Consider the following 15,334-nt stretch of genomic DNA (forward strand, 5'->3'; position numbering starts at 1 on the left):
TGCTAAGTGTTAGAGGGTTTCCGCCCTTTAGTGCTGCAGCTAACGCATTAAGCACTCCGCCTGGGGAGTACGGCCGCAAGGCTGAAACTCAAAGGAATTGACGGGGGCCCGCACAAGCGGTGGAGCATGTGGTTTAATTCGAAGCAACGCGAAGAACCTTACCAGGTCTTGACATCCTCTGACACTCCTAGAGATAGGAATTTCCCCTTCGGGGGACAGAGTGACAGGTGGTGCATGGTTGTCGTCAGCTCGTGTCGTGAGATGTTGGGTTAAGTCCCGCAACGAGCGCAACCCTTGATCTTAGTTGCCAGCATTCAGTTGGGCACTCTAAGGTGACTGCCGGTGACAAACCGGAGGAAGGTGGGGATGACGTCAAATCATCATGCCCCTTATGACCTGGGCTACACACGTGCTACAATGGATGGTACAAAGGGCAGCGAAGCCGCGAGGTGGAGCCAATCCCATAAAACCATTCTCAGTTCGGATTGCAGGCTGCAACTCGCCTGCATGAAGCCGGAATCGCTAGTAATCGCGGATCAGCATGCCGCGGTGAATACGTTCCCGGGCCTTGTACACACCGCCCGTCACACCACGAGAGTTTGTAACACCCGAAGTCGGTGGGGTAACCGTAAGGAGCCAGCCGCCTAAGGTGGGACAGATGATTGGGGTGAAGTCGTAACAAGGTAGCCGTATCGGAAGGTGCGGCTGGATCACCTCCTTTCTAAGGATATAAGCTGGACCTGTGAGCCAGACAATACATGTTTGATTGACTGTTTCTTGTTTGTTTAGTTTTGAGAGAACAATCTCTCAAAACTTTTTGTTCCTTGAAAACTAGATAATCGTAAAAGAAGAAGTAACCAAGTAAGAACCGAGTAATCGCCATTTTAGTTTTTCTCTCTTATTTTTAAGAGTAAAAACCTTTTAGGTTAAGTTAGAAAGGGCGCACGGTGAATGCCTTGGCACTAGGAGCCGATGAAGGACGGGACTAACACCGATATGCTTCGGGGAGCTGTAAGTAAGCGCCGATCCGGAGATTTCCGAATGGGGAAACCCACTGTTCGTAATGGAGCAGTATCTTTACCTGAATACATAGGGTATTGATGGCAGACCCGGGGAACTGAAACATCTAAGTACCCGGAGGAAGAGAAAGCAAACGCGATTCCCTGAGTAGCGGCGAGCGAAACGGGAACAGCCCAAACCGAAAGGCTTGCCTTTCGGGGTTGTAGGACACTCAACATGGAGTTACAAAGGAACGGGGTAGATGAAGCGGTCTGGAAAGGCCGGCCATAGAAGGTAAAAGCCCTGTAGTCGAAACTTCGTTCCCTCCTGAGTGGATCCTGAGTACGGCCGGACACGTGAAATCCGGTCGGAAGCAGGGAGGACCATCTCCCAAGGCTAAATACTCCCTAGTGACCGATAGTGAACCAGTACCGTGAGGGAAAGGTGAAAAGCACCCCGGAAGGGGAGTGAAAGAGAACCTGAAACCGTGTGCCTACAAGTAGTCAGAGCCCGTTCATGGGTGATGGCGTGCCTTTTGTAGAATGAACCGGCGAGTTACGATTGCATGCGAGGTTAAGTTGAAGAGACGGAGCCGCAGCGAAAGCGAGTCTGAATAGGGCGAAATAGTATGTAGTCGTAGACCCGAAACCAGGTGATCTACCCATGTCCAGGGTGAAGTCCAGGTAACACTGGATGGAGGCCCGAACCCACGCACGTTGAAAAGTGCGGGGATGAGGTGTGGGTAGCGGAGAAATTCCAATCGAACTTGGAGATAGCTGGTTCTCTCCGAAATAGCTTTAGGGCTAGCCTCACGTAGTTAGAGTCTTGGAGGTAGAGCACTGTTTGGACTAGGGGCCCTCATCGGGTTACCGAATTCAGACAAACTCCGAATGCCAATGACTTATCCGTGGGAGTCAGACTGCGAGTGATAAGATCCGTAGTCAAAAGGGAAACAGCCCAGACCACCAGCTAAGGTCCCAAAGTATACGTTAAGTGGAAAAGGATGTGGAGTTGCTTAGACAACCAGGATGTTGGCTTAGAAGCAGCCACCATTTAAAGAGTGCGTAATAGCTCACTGGTCGAGTGACTCTGCGCCGAAAATGTACCGGGGCTAAACGTATCACCGAAGCTGTGGGTGGACACCTTATGGTGTCCGCGGTAGGAGAGCGTTCTAAGGGCGTTGAAGCTGGACCGTAAGGACTGGTGGAGCGCTTAGAAGTGAGAATGCCGGTATGAGTAGCGAAAGATGAGTGAGAATCTCATCCACCGTATGCCTAAGGTTTCCTGAGGAAGGCTCGTCCGCTCAGGGTTAGTCGGGACCTAAGCCGAGGCCGAAAGGCGTAGGCGATGGACAACAGGTTGATATTCCTGTACCACCTCTTTATCGTTTGAGTGATGGGGGGACGCAGGAGGATAGGGTAAGCGCACTGCTGGATATGTGCGTGCAAGCAGTTAGGCTGAGAAGTAGGAAAATCCGCTTCTCATCAGGCTGAGCTGTGATGCCGAGGGAATTATAGTACCGAAGTTCCTGATTCCACACTGCCAAGAAAAGCCTCTAGCGATGATATTGGGTGCCCGTACCGCAAACCGACACAGGTAGGCGAGGAGAGAATCCTAAGGTGAGCGAGAGAACTCTCGTTAAGGAACTCGGCAAAATGACCCCGTAACTTCGGGAGAAGGGGTGCTTTTTGGGGTGAATAGCCCCGAAGAGCCGCAGTGAATAGGCCCAGGCGACTGTTTAGCAAAAACACAGGTCTCTGCAAAGCCGCAAGGCGAAGTATAGGGGCTGACGCCTGCCCGGTGCTGGAAGGTTAAGAGGAGGGGTTAGCTCACGCGAAGCTCTGAATCGAAGCCCCAGTAAACGGCGGCCGTAACTATAACGGTCCTAAGGTAGCGAAATTCCTTGTCGGGTAAGTTCCGACCCGCACGAAAGGCGTAACGATCTGGGCACTGTCTCAACGAGAGACTCGGTGAAATTATAGTACCTGTGAAGATGCAGGTTACCCGCGACAGGACGGAAAGACCCCATGGAGCTTTACTGTAGCCTGATATTGAATTTTGGTACAGCTTGTACAGGATAGGTAGGAGCCTGAGAAACCGGAGCGCCAGCTTCGGTGGAGGCGTCGGTGGGATACTACCCTGGCTGTATTGAAATTCTAACCCGCACCCCTTATCGGGGTGGGAGACAGTGTCAGGTGGGCAGTTTGACTGGGGCGGTCGCCTCCTAAAATGTAACGGAGGCGCCCAAAGGTTCCCTCAGAATGGTTGGAAATCATTCGCAGAGTGTAAAGGCACAAGGGAGCTTGACTGCGAGACCTACAAGTCGAGCAGGGACGAAAGTCGGGCTTAGTGATCCGGTGGTTCCGCATGGAAGGGCCATCGCTCAACGGATAAAAGCTACCCTGGGGATAACAGGCTTATCTCCCCCAAGAGTCCACATCGACGGGGAGGTTTGGCACCTCGATGTCGGCTCATCGCATCCTGGGGCTGTAGTCGGTCCCAAGGGTTGGGCTGTTCGCCCATTAAAGCGGTACGCGAGCTGGGTTCAGAACGTCGTGAGACAGTTCGGTCCCTATCCGTCGTGGGCGCAGGAAATTTGAGAGGAGCTGTCCTTAGTACGAGAGGACCGGGATGGACGCACCGCTGGTGTACCAGTTGTCTTGCCAAAGGCATCGCTGGGTAGCTATGTGCGGACGGGATAAGTGCTGAAAGCATCTAAGCATGAAGCCCCCCTCGAGATGAGATTTCCCATAGCGTCAAGCTAGTAAGATCCCTGAAAGATGATCAGGTTGATAGGTCAGAGGTGGAAGCGCGGTGACGTGTGGAGCTGACTGATACTAATCGATCGAGGACTTAACCAAGTCATAAATTTTAAGCGAACTCGTTCTTATTTACTTCTTCTGCATTATCTAGTTTTGAGGGAATGAAAACCTCTAAAATAGTCTGGCAGCAATGGCGAGAAGGTCACACCCGTTCCCATCCCGAACACGGAAGTTAAGCTTCTCAGCGCCGATGGTAGTTGGGACGCAAGTCCCTGTGAGAGTAGGACGCTGCCAGGCTAAGCCCTTATGGGGGCTATTATTTTGCCTAATTTTAATGGCCCCTTGGTCAAGCGGTTAAGACACCGCCCTTTCACGGCGGTAACACGGGTTCGAATCCCGTAGGGGTCACCATTTACGGAGGATTAGCTCAGCTGGGAGAGCATCTGCCTTACAAGCAGAGGGTCGGCGGTTCGATCCCGTCATCCTCCACCATATTATTATGCCGGCTTAGCTCAATTGGTAGAGCAACTGACTTGTAATCAGTAGGTTGAGGGTTCAAGTCCTTTAGCCGGCACCAGATTTCTTACATCTTTGAATTAGCATCTGCGGAAATCTGCGAGAAAGACCGAGAGGTCTTTTGAGCATGCATACTAGTAGTAAAACTAATTCTTATATGAGCCATTAGCTCAGTCGGTAGAGCATCTGACTTTTAATCAGAGGGTCGAAGGTTCGAGTCCTTCATGGCTCACCATTTAATTATGCGGGTGTGGCGGAATTGGCAGACGCACCAGACTTAGGATCTGGCGCCGCAAGGCGTGGGGGTTCGACTCCCTTCACCCGCACCATTTAAATATTGCGGAAGTAGTTCAGTGGTAGAACACCACCTTGCCAAGGTGGGGGTCGCGGGTTCGAATCCCGTCTTCCGCTCCAAAAATTGCCGGGGTGGCGGAACTGGCAGACGCACAGGACTTAAAATCCTGCGGTAGGTGACTACCGTACCGGTTCGATTCCGGTCCTCGGCACCATTTATTAAATAATGCGCCCGTAGCTCAATTGGATAGAGCGTCTGACTACGGATCAGAAGGTTATGGGTTCGACTCCTGTCGGGCGCGCCATCAAATATAACTCAACTTTCGGGAAATAGCTCAGCTTGGTAGAGCACTTGGTTTGGGACCAAGGGGTCGCAGGTTCGAATCCTGTTTTCCCGACCATTCTTACTAAAATCAATGGGGCCTTAGCTCAGCTGGGAGAGCGCCTGCTTTGCACGCAGGAGGTCAGCGGTTCGATCCCGCTAGGCTCCACCATTTAATTTAAATATGTAATTTGGCGGTGTAGCTCAGCTGGCTAGAGCGTACGGTTCATACCCGTAAGGTCGGGGGTTCGATCCCCTCCGCCGCTACTAATTTATTATTCGGAGGAATACCCAAGTCCGGCTGAAGGGATCGGTCTTGAAAACCGACAGGCGGGTTAAACCGCGCGGGGGTTCGAATCCCTCTTCCTCCGCCATATTAATTTTATGGTGTTTATATTATCGCGGGGTGGAGCAACGAGCGTTGCTTCTGTGAATAGTCTGCGAGTTGTATCAATCGAGCTGCTGCTTGATTAAGCTATCTGAGATTGATACAGTCCTACGTTAGCTTTTAGCATGGCGTAAACTTAATACTTTTTTATTATCGCGGGGTGGAGCAGTCCGGTAGCTCGTCGGGCTCATAACCCGAAGGTCGCAGGTTCAAATCCTGCCCCCGCAATATATGGGCCTATAGCTCAGCTGGTTAGAGCGCACGCCTGATAAGCGTGAGGTCGATGGTTCAAGTCCATTTAGGCCCACCATCATAAATAATTCTAATTGTTCCGCAGTAGCTCAGTGGTAGAGCATTCGGCTGTTAACCGAACGGTCGTAGGTTCGAATCCTACCTGCGGAGCCATTTTTTTTATGGGGAAGTACTCAAGTGGCTGAAGAGGCGCCCCTGCTAAGGGTGTAGGTCGGGCAACCGGCGCGAGGGTTCAAATCCCTCCTTCTCCGCCATAAATATCATGCGCCTTTAGCTCAGCTGGATAGAGCATACGCCTTCTAAGCGTACGGTCAGAGGTTCGAATCCTCTAAGGCGCGTATTTTAAACTTTAAGCAACTTGATAGTATAAAATGTTTTAACGGCGTTAGAGAAAATAAAATATTCTAACCTGAATGTACTTCACTGAACTAGTCTTTAAGTAAAAAACCTCCAAATACGATATTTGGAGGTTTTTTTATGCCAAAAAAGAGAGGAATTTTCGATGGTTAGAAAAATGCATTTTTTTCACAAGTATATTATGAAGATTTGCTTCCCGTATTTATTCTAGAGGGGGATTGGTGCAAATTACTATAGTAGAGTCTAGTTCGTCATAGTGTACTAACTGTGGTATTAGCCCATTTTGAGAGAAAATTTCAATGGTTTGAGGTGCCTGCATTTTACTCGTCTCAATCAATAAATGCCCTCCGGTTTTCAGCCAAAGGGGTGCTTCCTTTGCTACTCTTCGCTGAATGTCAAGTCCGTCAATTCCTCCGTCAAGCGCCATATTCGGTTCATGTAGACGGGCTTCTTGGGGAAGCAGCTTGATTTGCTCGGTAGGAACGTATGGTACATTTGCTACCAGGATGTCCACTTCCCCACGAAGTTTATAAGGGAGAGGCCTATAAAGGTCACCTTCATACACTTGGCCGCCAATGCTGGTAACATTTCGGAGTGCGCAGCGAACTGCAGTAGGGTCAATGTCGATCGAATACAACTCAATCCACCCCAGATCTTTGGCAATAGCAACACCAATCGCGCCAGTACCGCAGCAAAGATCAACAACAGTGACTCCAGGTATAGAAAAAGCAACTGCCTGTCGGACGAGAAACTCAGTACGACGGCGGGGAATGAAGACTCCAGGTTCTACTGCTATCCTGTTACCGCAGAACTCAGCCCAACCGAGGACATACTCAAGAGGAAAACCAGTTATTCTATTATTGACCATATCAGAGAGTGCATCTGATGTCCGTGCCTCAGCAAGAAGAAGCTCTGCCTCTTCTTCAGCGAAGACACACCCAGCAGTCCGGAGTTTTTTGATTATATTTTTTTTTATATGGTCATTAATATGAATCTTTTTTTTGATAAAAACCACCCAACCTTTATAACAGCAATTTTAAAAAAGTTCATTAAAAATTGAGAATAGCTCTTCTTTACCCCTGCTAAATTTAGTTGAATCGGCATTGATGGGTTAGTGTATAGTAATGATGGCCTGTCTAAAAACTGCTGCTTAAACAGGTTCGGTGAACCGTACCATATATATTGGATTTCTCAAAAGCACTCACTAGTTCGTTAGTGAGTGCTTCAAACCTTTAAAAATATGAAAACTTTGCCTGAATGGACGCTGAAATTTTAAGTTTACCAGGCTGAATCGGCGTTGCGGTCTCACTTTTGGCGAACATAGCAGTTTGCAATGGAATGATTGGGGAAGTTTGGCTTAATTCTTGTATCGTAAAGGGAATTTTATTTAGCGTAACTCCCATCTCTTTTGTTAGTTCTGCAGCCTTAAATTGAGCATCATTGAGGGCAAGTGCCAATGCTTGACTATAGTGGACCTGGGGATTTTTTACTTTAAATTCAATATTTGTAACAATATTTGCCCCATTTTGAACCGCAGTATCGACAATTAATCCGGTTTGATTTAATTTATCATTTAGGACTTGAAGCAAATGGACCACTCTGTATCCTCGTAATGTTTGTGTACCGTTTTCGTAATCGTATACCATTTCGATTCGGTAATCCGCCGTTTTAATATTCTCCTTTGAAATCCCTAAGCTTATAAGTGACTGTATCACTTTAGTCGTTTTTTCATTATTTTCTTGTTGGGCATCTGTAAGATTAATATCCTCCGAATTAACACCCAATGTAACGATGGACATGTCAGGTGCTACAGACACCGAACCCTCACCTGTTACTTCCAAGATATTTTGCCCATTTCTAGAAAAGACCTTCCATTCAGGCTGTGCCCGCATCCATGGGTTCTGATAATACATTTGAGCAATCCTCCTTTCACTTAAAACTCTCTCCATTCATTGTATTAAGAAAAGAAGATAAAAATGGATAAAAAATTCTCGCTGCCCACTATAAGGAGGGTGAAGGCAATATTTCAATGTGGTTTTCATCTTTATTTTTTTGCTTTCAGCGTTTTAATCGCTTTTATGAGAAGTATGACATAGGCCGCCATTAATCCATATCCGATAACTATAATTAAGAATGGCACATAGTCCGGAGTGGTACCTGAATCGGTAGACATACCGGCTAAAAAAAGCGGTCCAATCGGCAGCATGATGATACCTGGTCCGGCACTGAGCACAAGCAATGCGCCAAGGCCAATCACAATCCATGGCCATATCGGTTTTTTCGTTTCAGAAGAAAGATTGTTTAATAGTAATTTTTCTTGCAAAGATTCAAGCTCATTGGCCTTTTTGGCCCGATTATAATCCCTCAGTGCATTATATGCCCGTTTCATTCCCCATGCAGTAACAACGAGGATGCAAAGAGAAATTGCCGCGAAAATCATAGTGAAGAAACTTAACTCATCTGCCTTCCAAAAGGGCATGGTAATGATAAAGAGCATACCTGGGAGGGCTGAAATCAAAAATAATCCGCCGCCAATGAGGACAACCCATGCCCATATTGGCTGCTGCTGGTTAGAAGGATGCATGTCTAAACTCCTTTATTTTCTAGAATGCTTCTATCATAATATAATTGTGGTAAAAAATGAAATAGTTTCCTATAGTTGGGAACGGATTTAATTTAGCTTGTATGTACTGAAGAAAAACATAAAATAAGGAAGTGAAGCATGGGCTATTTCGTTAAAACGATGGTTGGCTTTATCATTTTAGATGCATATTTGAACGTTGCAATTGCAGGTGCCGGTTCATTTTGGATTCAGGTTGTATTGGTTCTTCTGTTTTTTCCGTTATTGAAAGGAATTCTGTTTTTTACAAAAAAGGATTTTAAACGAATCGGAATCAATTTTCATCCAAAATGGATGAAGAATATGATGTTGGGGTTTGCGATTGGCTTTTCCTTTTGGCTAATTAAGTATGTTATCGAATATGTCCTTAATGGATATGAGATTACGGGAGCAAAGCCGTTTTCACAAATGATTCTTTCCCTGCTCATGATCATGCTGACGTTTTTCGTAGGTTCATTTTTAAACGATATCATTGTTCGGGGATATGTATTTGGTCATTTAAAAGGGAAAATATCAATCAAATGGGTGTTTACCATCTCTCTTTTGATTTACGCGCTCGATGATTCTTGGAATGAAGGATTTAGTCTCTCCAATATGCTATTCTCTCTTATTCTAGGATTATCTCTTACCTATGCCATTTATAAGACAGGCAGCATCTGGGCTGACACCGGAATTCACTGGGGGCTGAATGTCTGCTACGGAATCTTTAACGGAATACTAGGAAGTACCGGCGGGGGAGTTATCATAACAAAAGACGGCCCAACATCATTCCTGCTAGAATCTATCAGCTATATCATTCCACTGCTCATGTTTCTGTTTTTATATTTGGTAAGAAACAAGTTGAGGCATGGGGGCGGTTCTCCTGATTCATTTTTGTAGAATAAATAAATTAGTCCCCATGTTTCTATTTTTGAAATCCGGTTGGCAATCCTGTAATATTAGATAAATCAAATAGTGCTTGGATATGATACGCACTAATTTTTTATTTGGAGGCTAATTGTGGATAATAACGATATTTTAATACGGCTTAGATATGCGCTTGAACTAAAAAATAAAGAAATGGCTGAGATCTTCCAGCTTGGCGGTGTAAATGTAACAGTGCCGGACGTAATAAGGATTCTAACAAAGGAAGATGATGAAAGCGGCGATCAGCTCAAATGCAATAACAGCATGTTTGATTCGTTTTTAAATGGATTTATTGTCTATAAAAGAGGAAAACAAGAGCCAAAACCTGGGCAGCCTGAACCATCTGAACCGTCAATAAAGAATAGTGCGAACGTTAATAACCTTCTGTTGAAAAAAATAAAGATCGCTTTAGCATTAACAACTGATGATATGTTGGATATTTTTGGGGAAGCAGGAATCACGGTTTCAAAAGGGGAACTTGGCGCTTTATTAAGAAAAGAAGGGCATAAGAATTATAAAGAGTGCGGCGATAAATACGCCAGGAACTTCTTAAAAGGGCTGGCGATTAAATACAGAGGATAAGCCTTGCGGGTGATGACATGATACATACCTATTTAGGGGAGACAATACGTTTTGAGATCAAGTACAAAAATCGCACGTCTATAGGATTAACGATAGATAGTTATGGAAATGTTGAAGTCCAGGCTCCAAAAGGGACACCCAGAGATAAAGTGATTTCTGTATTAGAGGAAAATTGGGAGCAAATTCAGCAAAAAGCAAAAGAAATGAACGACAGGCTGCATGGGCCAAAGAAAAAGGTCTATGAGTACGGTGAGAGGTTTCTTTATTTAGGCAACACCTATCCCATCCAGATCCTTCAAGATAGTAATATAATGCAAGACCATGTAGAGTTTAAAGAGGAAAAGCTTTATATATATGTAAAACAGCATGACCATGAAAAAATACAACAAGCTCTCAAACGATTCTACTATCAGCAATGTAAGGCATTAGTGGAGAAAAGCATAACCTCCTATCAAAACCACTTCAAAACAAAACCGCGTTCCATTCGGATCACGGATAGCAAAACCACATGGGGAACCTGTGATTCAAAACTGCAGTTAACCTTTAACTGGAGACTGGCAATGGCACCGCGGGAAGTAATTGACTATGTAGTCGTTCATGAAATGTGCCATATGGTTCACCTGAACCACGACCGGTCCTTTTGGCGCCTGGTAGGAAAACTAATGCCGGATTATAAAGAAAAAGAAAACTGGCTGACATTATCAAGTTGGAAAATGACGGTTTAAGTAGAGGCATGGGGAGTGTTCTTGTGCCTCTTTTTTAGTTTCTACTCATTTTTTATACCTCAATAGTCGGTAATTTTTATGTATGCTAATCGAGTAAAAACCTTTAACAGCAGTGCTTTTTTAATATTTAATCAAAAGTGCCTGTAATGAAAGCACCACCCATAGAATCTCCTAAAATATTTGTCAGTTACATAATCGTTAGTGCACGATAACTGAAGCATGGGGACGGTTCGAGACCACTGAAAAATAAGTTTTGATAAAATTAAGCTGGAGCATCTACAATATTCAGGAGATTAGACCTCACTCGTCCACTATATATATTGATAATAACTAGTGATTAATTAAACAAATTGACACTTTTTCAGTGACTTCGGACGGTTCTCGTGCTTTCTTTTAAAAGTAAAAACGCTTGAATCTTTATTTGATTCAAGCGTTTTTACTTTTCTATTAATCTACTGGGCGGTTTTCGAAAACGTAGTCCACTGTTGCTGGAGCTACACGTGCACGATCGAGGGCCGGCGTATCTGGGCGAACGATTTGATAGGCTGCTGCTCCGACGATTGATGCGGCTTGTTGCAGCTTTTCCTTACTGATATGTTCAATCGTATCTGTTGGCTTGTGATACTGAGGCTCAACAGGTGAATGAATAAATAGAGCGGAAGGGATGCCAACATCATGGAATGGCTGATGGTCACTTCTTCCTAACTGTCCGTATGGTATCGCCACATCATACACTCGGGATGAGGCCGATGCTCCTAAGTTTGTAACAAGATTCTTTTGGCCGTCAATGGTATACATGATCAGCCCGCCAAGCGGATGATCTTCACCAGCCTCTGCCCCGCCAATCATATCCATTTGGAAGTGGGCAACCATGCGGTCGATATCACTTTGCGGCAGCTGCGATACGTAGAAGGATGAGCCTACCATCCCTCGTTCTTCAGAGCCGAAAGTAAGGAAGCGGATCTCGGTATCAATTGGAGTCTTGACAAGAATTCTTGCTAGCTCAAGTACGGCTGATACTCCGGAAGCATCGTCATTTGCTCCAGGCCCATTAGGAACAGAGTCATGGTGTGAACCAATCGTGACAATCTGTCCTGTGTCCTTGTTCTTGTTTGGCTTTAATTTAGCCTCAACTACGTAGGAGGTTTTCTCGATTTTTTGGATATCGACATTTAAAGTGGCTGTAACAGGACCGTTCATTAATTTTTCAACCAATTCAAGACCTTGAGCACGAGTAATTCCTACAGATGGAATCTCACCGTTGGCTTGGCCAGTAAATGCTCCAGAAACATTGTTATACATAAGTACCCCAACTGCACCTTTAGCAAATACATTTTTTACTTTATCAACAAAAGCTATATCCCCACGCTCAATTAACGCAATTTTCCCCGCCACTGCGTCCGTAACTTCCCCAGTGGTTGCTTTTCCAACATTTACGAGCTCTGCCGTTACATTTCCGCTTCCACTTCCGCTAAAGGCACGACCGTTTAGATTGACTCCATCAACTTCAGCCAATTGACTATTTGTCTTATAATCATAAATTGGAAACGGGATTCTCCTAGTTTCGAGTCCTAAGCTCTTAAACTGGCTTTCTATGTAATCGACTCCGCGGACCTCTCCCTCTGTGCCAGCTTCCCGAGGCACGGCTGATAGATACTTAATGGTGTTATACATATTTTCTGCGCTGATCTTTTTGATAACATTGTTGTCAAATGCTGTGGCGGCTTGTGCATTTGGTGCACTATTCGTTTGAGCATAGACAACGCCTGATGACAAAATCATACTTGTTGCAAGGACTGTGGTCATGGATTTACGACGAAACATGAAACTCCCCCTTTGAAAAAGTGATACTCCTCTATTATTCCTATTATGGTAAATATAGTAAACAAGAATCGATTTACAATATCCTAGAAATTCCTATGAAATTCGCTACTAGCTGTACACCAAATCTATTGTTTAGTCTGCAAGCACAACTATATTTATTTATATTAGTATGATAATTACTAGTATTTGATTTTTAAAATCACAAATATTTTCATATAAAAAAGCTAGATTACTATATTAATTCACGTACTGGCAATGCATTCGAGTAAAAAGGACATTCCTTGCGAAAACCCTACAATATTTCATTTTTCCCGAAAAAAAGACAAAAAATTTCCCTGAAAATAATACAAATCCTGTGAGTATGGTTAATAGGAGTCTACTAAAAATAATCGGGTTTATTATATTACTAAAGGCCTATAATTTATATTAATATTTTCAGACTTTTGTCATATCTATTTATATGATTTTCCTGAAATAATAGTACAATGTATCTGTATGGAAATAGAAAATTGGGGGAAATGCAATGGCGAAATTGAAAGCTTGTAAAACCTGCGGGAAAGAAGTGGCTAAATCGGCAAAAGTTTGTCCTGGTTGTGGAGCAAAATTGAAAATGGGTTTCTTTAAGAAAGCCTTAATTGGTTTTGGAGTACTAATTGTTCTAGGTATGATTGGAAGCGCTTTAGGCAACGGTGAGGATAGTACAGAACCTGCAAGTACAACTTCGGGTACAACAACTAAATCTGATACATCTTCATCTGCAAAAAAGGAGGCACCAAAAGAATTTTCAAATGAAGGAGTATCCTCTGATGTAATAGTTAAAGTTGGTGCTGTTGAAAACAGACCAGAGGTAGGAAACGAATTTACAAAAGAAAAGGCACAAGGTGTATTTAAGATTGTTGAGGTAGCATTAACTAACAATCAAAAAGATGCCATTACAGTTGATGCTAACAGCTTCAAATTAGTGGATGACCAAGGAAGGGAATTTACATATTCAACAGACGGCCAAACTGCATTCGATATAGGTGAAAATGAGGGTAATTCCGATTTCTTCTTAAAGAGCCTCAATCCTGGCTTAACTTTAGCAGGAAAAATCGTATTTGATGTACCAGCCGATGCCAAAGGCTTTGTTCTAAAAGCTCGTGGTGGAATGACAGGTAAAGAAATCACATTAAAAGTAGAATAATCGACCTTAATATTAAGACAAAGCCGCCTCAAATCTAAGAGGTGGCTTTACTTAAACCATAGCCTTCTACCGAAGTGTTTTTTACTTCCTTCTTTTAATACTCGCATTGTTCTTCGCTCCGTTCTTCTTTATTTGAAATTGAAACCACAGGTACGGTACGATAAATAAATGAAACAGCGTATTAACCTTGTAACTAAATGGCTATGAAAAAAATCTCACGAAAAATGGATCAAGTAAAGGAAAGGGAAAAATGATGACAATTATCAATAAATTAAATCTAGGAAAGTATAGTAGTCTGGCAGTGCTGAATCAACCGGAAGACTATGATTTATTTAATGAATATAAGAGGACATTAACCGGAAAACATGATGCGATCTTTATTTTTGTCGAAGCGCTCGATCAGATGGTGACCTATACTCAAAAGATAATCAATGAACAGCCATTACTTGAAAAAGGATACTTGTTTTTTGCCTATCCGAAAAAAGGGAACAAGAGATACGAAACGTTCATTCATAGAGATGAAATCTTTCCAGCCATGAAAGTGGACGAAGCTGGTTATGTAGAAAACAGTGATTTGAAATTCTCTCGGATGGTGGGGATGGATGATGTATTTACTGTAGTTGGATTAAAGCGTGAAAAAAAGAAACCGCAAAAGTCATCAGCTGCTAGTCAGTGTGTAGCGGATTATGAAGAAAATATAAAGGATGTTGAACAGCTTTTAACCGATCATCCCAATGAACTGAAACGATATAAAGAGTTAACACCAGGCTATCAAAAGGATTGGGCGCGCTATATCTTTTCAGCTAAGCAGCAGCAAACACGTGAAAAACGCCGAGAACAAATGGTCGAAATCCTCTCACAGGGATATAAATCAGTTGATTTATATCGTCAAAAAAAGAAATAGAGTACTAATGTCCAATAAAAAGGTTTGTAAAAATAAATGAAAGGGAAAATATACATAATCCCTCCCTAGACGGGAGGGGTTATGTATTGTTATGCGCTTGTGGGTAAATTACGAATCACTAGTATCTCTCTGATTACTCCTGGTTATCTATAAATGTATTTTTCCTGTATTATCAATCGCGATATTTACTGTAATATGTCTAAGTAGATATTTCCGAAATGCTAACGGATTTTCTTTAACGGTCTTTTTCCAGAGTTGATGATTTTGCCGGTACAGCGTGTTTACTAAATTTAATATATCAATATCCTTTTTTAGCCCTAGATTATAGGTTGTTAGTATTTCTTTCCTGACGGCAGCTTGGATTAGCTGCTGAGCATTTTGTGTTTCTCCAGCGAATTTAAAATCGTGGCTTTTCCGTTTATATAGATATCAAATTGGGGGATACCTTCTTTATCATGGATGATAATCTTAGGGCTAATTTCATAGAAAGGCTATATGCGCCCGGACCGCTGGATTTTTCAAATGTAGGGGTTCATAGAAAGGCTATATGTGACCGGACAGCAGAACTTTTCAAGTGTAGGGGCTCATAGAAAGGCTATATGCGCCCAAGTGTTCGGCACATACTGCGTGGCAATAAGCTATTCCTACGAAAAATGAGCCAGTCACTGTCCGTATATTGTAGATATCTCCCCAACAATAT

The 15,334-nt window shown here is 43.7% G+C and carries 9 protein-coding genes, 17 tRNA genes and 3 rRNA genes (1 of these 29 running past the window's edge); 25 read left to right on the forward strand and 4 right to left on the reverse strand.

Features of this window, described 5'->3' with window-relative positions:
- The 20 genes from ACZ5AE_RS02720 to ACZ5AE_RS02815 form a co-directional block, all read left to right on the forward strand.
- Positions 1-721 (forward strand): 16S ribosomal RNA (locus ACZ5AE_RS02720) (it extends 829 nt beyond the left edge of the window).
- Between the two features lie 203 nt (positions 722-924).
- Positions 925-3,860 (forward strand): 23S ribosomal RNA (locus ACZ5AE_RS02725).
- Between the two features lie 81 nt (positions 3,861-3,941).
- Positions 3,942-4,058: ribosomal RNA gene (gene rrf, locus ACZ5AE_RS02730) — 5S ribosomal RNA — on the forward strand.
- The 16S, 23S and 5S rRNA genes sit together here with 17 tRNA genes alongside, the layout of an rRNA operon.
- A 39-nt stretch (positions 4,059-4,097) precedes the next feature.
- Positions 4,098-4,172, forward strand: a tRNA-Glu gene (locus ACZ5AE_RS02735).
- Positions 4,173-4,177: 5 nt separating this feature from the next.
- Positions 4,178-4,253, forward strand: a tRNA-Val gene (locus ACZ5AE_RS02740).
- Between the two features lie 9 nt (positions 4,254-4,262).
- Positions 4,263-4,338: transfer RNA gene (locus ACZ5AE_RS02745), tRNA-Thr, on the forward strand.
- A gap of 98 nt (positions 4,339-4,436) precedes the next feature.
- Positions 4,437-4,512, forward strand: a tRNA-Lys gene (locus ACZ5AE_RS02750).
- Positions 4,513-4,521: 9 nt separating this feature from the next.
- Positions 4,522-4,606, forward strand: a tRNA-Leu gene (locus ACZ5AE_RS02755).
- 10 nt (positions 4,607-4,616) lie between these two features.
- Positions 4,617-4,691 (forward strand) — tRNA-Gly (locus ACZ5AE_RS02760).
- 6 nt (positions 4,692-4,697) lie between these two features.
- Positions 4,698-4,786, forward strand: a tRNA-Leu gene (locus ACZ5AE_RS02765).
- Positions 4,787-4,799: 13 nt separating this feature from the next.
- Positions 4,800-4,876, forward strand: a tRNA-Arg gene (locus ACZ5AE_RS02770).
- A 19-nt stretch (positions 4,877-4,895) separates the two neighbouring features.
- Positions 4,896-4,972 (forward strand) — tRNA-Pro (locus ACZ5AE_RS02775).
- A gap of 17 nt (positions 4,973-4,989) precedes the next feature.
- A tRNA-Ala gene (locus ACZ5AE_RS02780) sits at positions 4,990-5,065 on the forward strand.
- A gap of 21 nt (positions 5,066-5,086) precedes the next feature.
- Positions 5,087-5,160 (forward strand) — tRNA-Met (locus ACZ5AE_RS02785).
- 14 nt (positions 5,161-5,174) lie between these two features.
- Positions 5,175-5,267, forward strand: a tRNA-Ser gene (locus ACZ5AE_RS02790).
- Positions 5,268-5,435: 168 nt separating this feature from the next.
- A tRNA-Met gene (locus ACZ5AE_RS02795) sits at positions 5,436-5,509 on the forward strand.
- Positions 5,510-5,514: 5 nt separating this feature from the next.
- Positions 5,515-5,591 (forward strand) — tRNA-Ile (locus ACZ5AE_RS02800).
- 20 nt (positions 5,592-5,611) lie between these two features.
- Positions 5,612-5,686: transfer RNA gene (locus tag ACZ5AE_RS02805), tRNA-Asn, on the forward strand.
- A gap of 10 nt (positions 5,687-5,696) precedes the next feature.
- A tRNA-Ser gene (locus ACZ5AE_RS02810) sits at positions 5,697-5,787 on the forward strand.
- A gap of 10 nt (positions 5,788-5,797) precedes the next feature.
- Positions 5,798-5,871, forward strand: a tRNA-Arg gene (locus ACZ5AE_RS02815).
- Between the two features lie 221 nt (positions 5,872-6,092).
- On the opposite strand, the gene ACZ5AE_RS02820 is transcribed toward ACZ5AE_RS02815, so the two are convergent.
- The 3 genes from ACZ5AE_RS02820 to ACZ5AE_RS02830 all read right to left on the reverse strand — a co-directional run bounded on the left by ACZ5AE_RS02820 (position 6,093) and on the right by ACZ5AE_RS02830 (position 8,474).
- Entirely contained in the window at positions 6,093-6,878 is a 786-nt protein-coding gene (locus ACZ5AE_RS02820) for a putative protein N(5)-glutamine methyltransferase (protein ID WP_464573522.1), read from the reverse strand.
- 244 nt (positions 6,879-7,122) lie between these two features.
- On the reverse strand, positions 7,123-7,803 hold the full coding sequence (locus tag ACZ5AE_RS02825; RefSeq protein ID WP_464569255.1) for an SIMPL domain-containing protein: 681 nt from the start codon (positions 7,801-7,803) through the stop codon (positions 7,123-7,125).
- A 131-nt stretch (positions 7,804-7,934) separates the two neighbouring features.
- The gene (locus ACZ5AE_RS02830; protein ID WP_464569257.1) at positions 7,935-8,474 is read right to left on the reverse strand and encodes a hypothetical protein; all 540 of its coding nucleotides are present in this window, start codon (positions 8,472-8,474) and stop codon (positions 7,935-7,937) included.
- Positions 8,475-8,612: 138 nt separating this feature from the next.
- On the opposite strand from ACZ5AE_RS02830, the gene ACZ5AE_RS02835 reads away from it, so the two are divergent.
- From ACZ5AE_RS02835 to ACZ5AE_RS02845, 3 genes are all read left to right on the forward strand, one after another.
- A complete protein-coding gene (locus tag ACZ5AE_RS02835; RefSeq protein WP_464569259.1) occupies positions 8,613-9,389 on the forward strand; it encodes a CPBP family intramembrane glutamic endopeptidase in 777 nt (258 codons plus the stop codon).
- Between the two features lie 120 nt (positions 9,390-9,509).
- Entirely contained in the window at positions 9,510-9,998 is a 489-nt protein-coding gene (locus tag ACZ5AE_RS02840) for a YehS family protein (protein WP_464569261.1), read from the forward strand.
- Between the two features lie 17 nt (positions 9,999-10,015).
- Positions 10,016-10,723, forward strand: a complete 708-nt coding sequence (locus ACZ5AE_RS02845; RefSeq protein ID WP_464569263.1) for a M48 family metallopeptidase — start codon at positions 10,016-10,018, stop codon at positions 10,721-10,723.
- 447 nt (positions 10,724-11,170) lie between these two features.
- Here ACZ5AE_RS02845 and ACZ5AE_RS02850 read toward each other — a convergent pair whose 3' ends face one another.
- On the reverse strand, positions 11,171-12,547 hold the full coding sequence (locus ACZ5AE_RS02850; RefSeq protein WP_464569265.1) for a M28 family peptidase: 1,377 nt from the start codon (positions 12,545-12,547) through the stop codon (positions 11,171-11,173).
- Between the two features lie 610 nt (positions 12,548-13,157).
- On the opposite strand from ACZ5AE_RS02850, the gene ACZ5AE_RS02855 reads away from it, so the two are divergent.
- Both ACZ5AE_RS02855 and ACZ5AE_RS02860 read left to right on the forward strand, forming a co-directional pair.
- Complete coding sequence (locus tag ACZ5AE_RS02855) at positions 13,158-13,730, forward strand: DUF4352 domain-containing protein (protein ID WP_464573523.1); 573 nt, start codon at positions 13,158-13,160, stop codon at positions 13,728-13,730.
- A gap of 253 nt (positions 13,731-13,983) precedes the next feature.
- Positions 13,984-14,634 (forward strand): YdeI/OmpD-associated family protein, encoded by a 651-nt coding sequence (locus tag ACZ5AE_RS02860; RefSeq protein ID WP_464573524.1) that lies wholly within the window; start codon positions 13,984-13,986, stop codon positions 14,632-14,634.
- Positions 14,635-15,334: the final 700 nt, after the last annotated feature.

The organism is Neobacillus sp. S1227 (assembly GCF_055385255.1).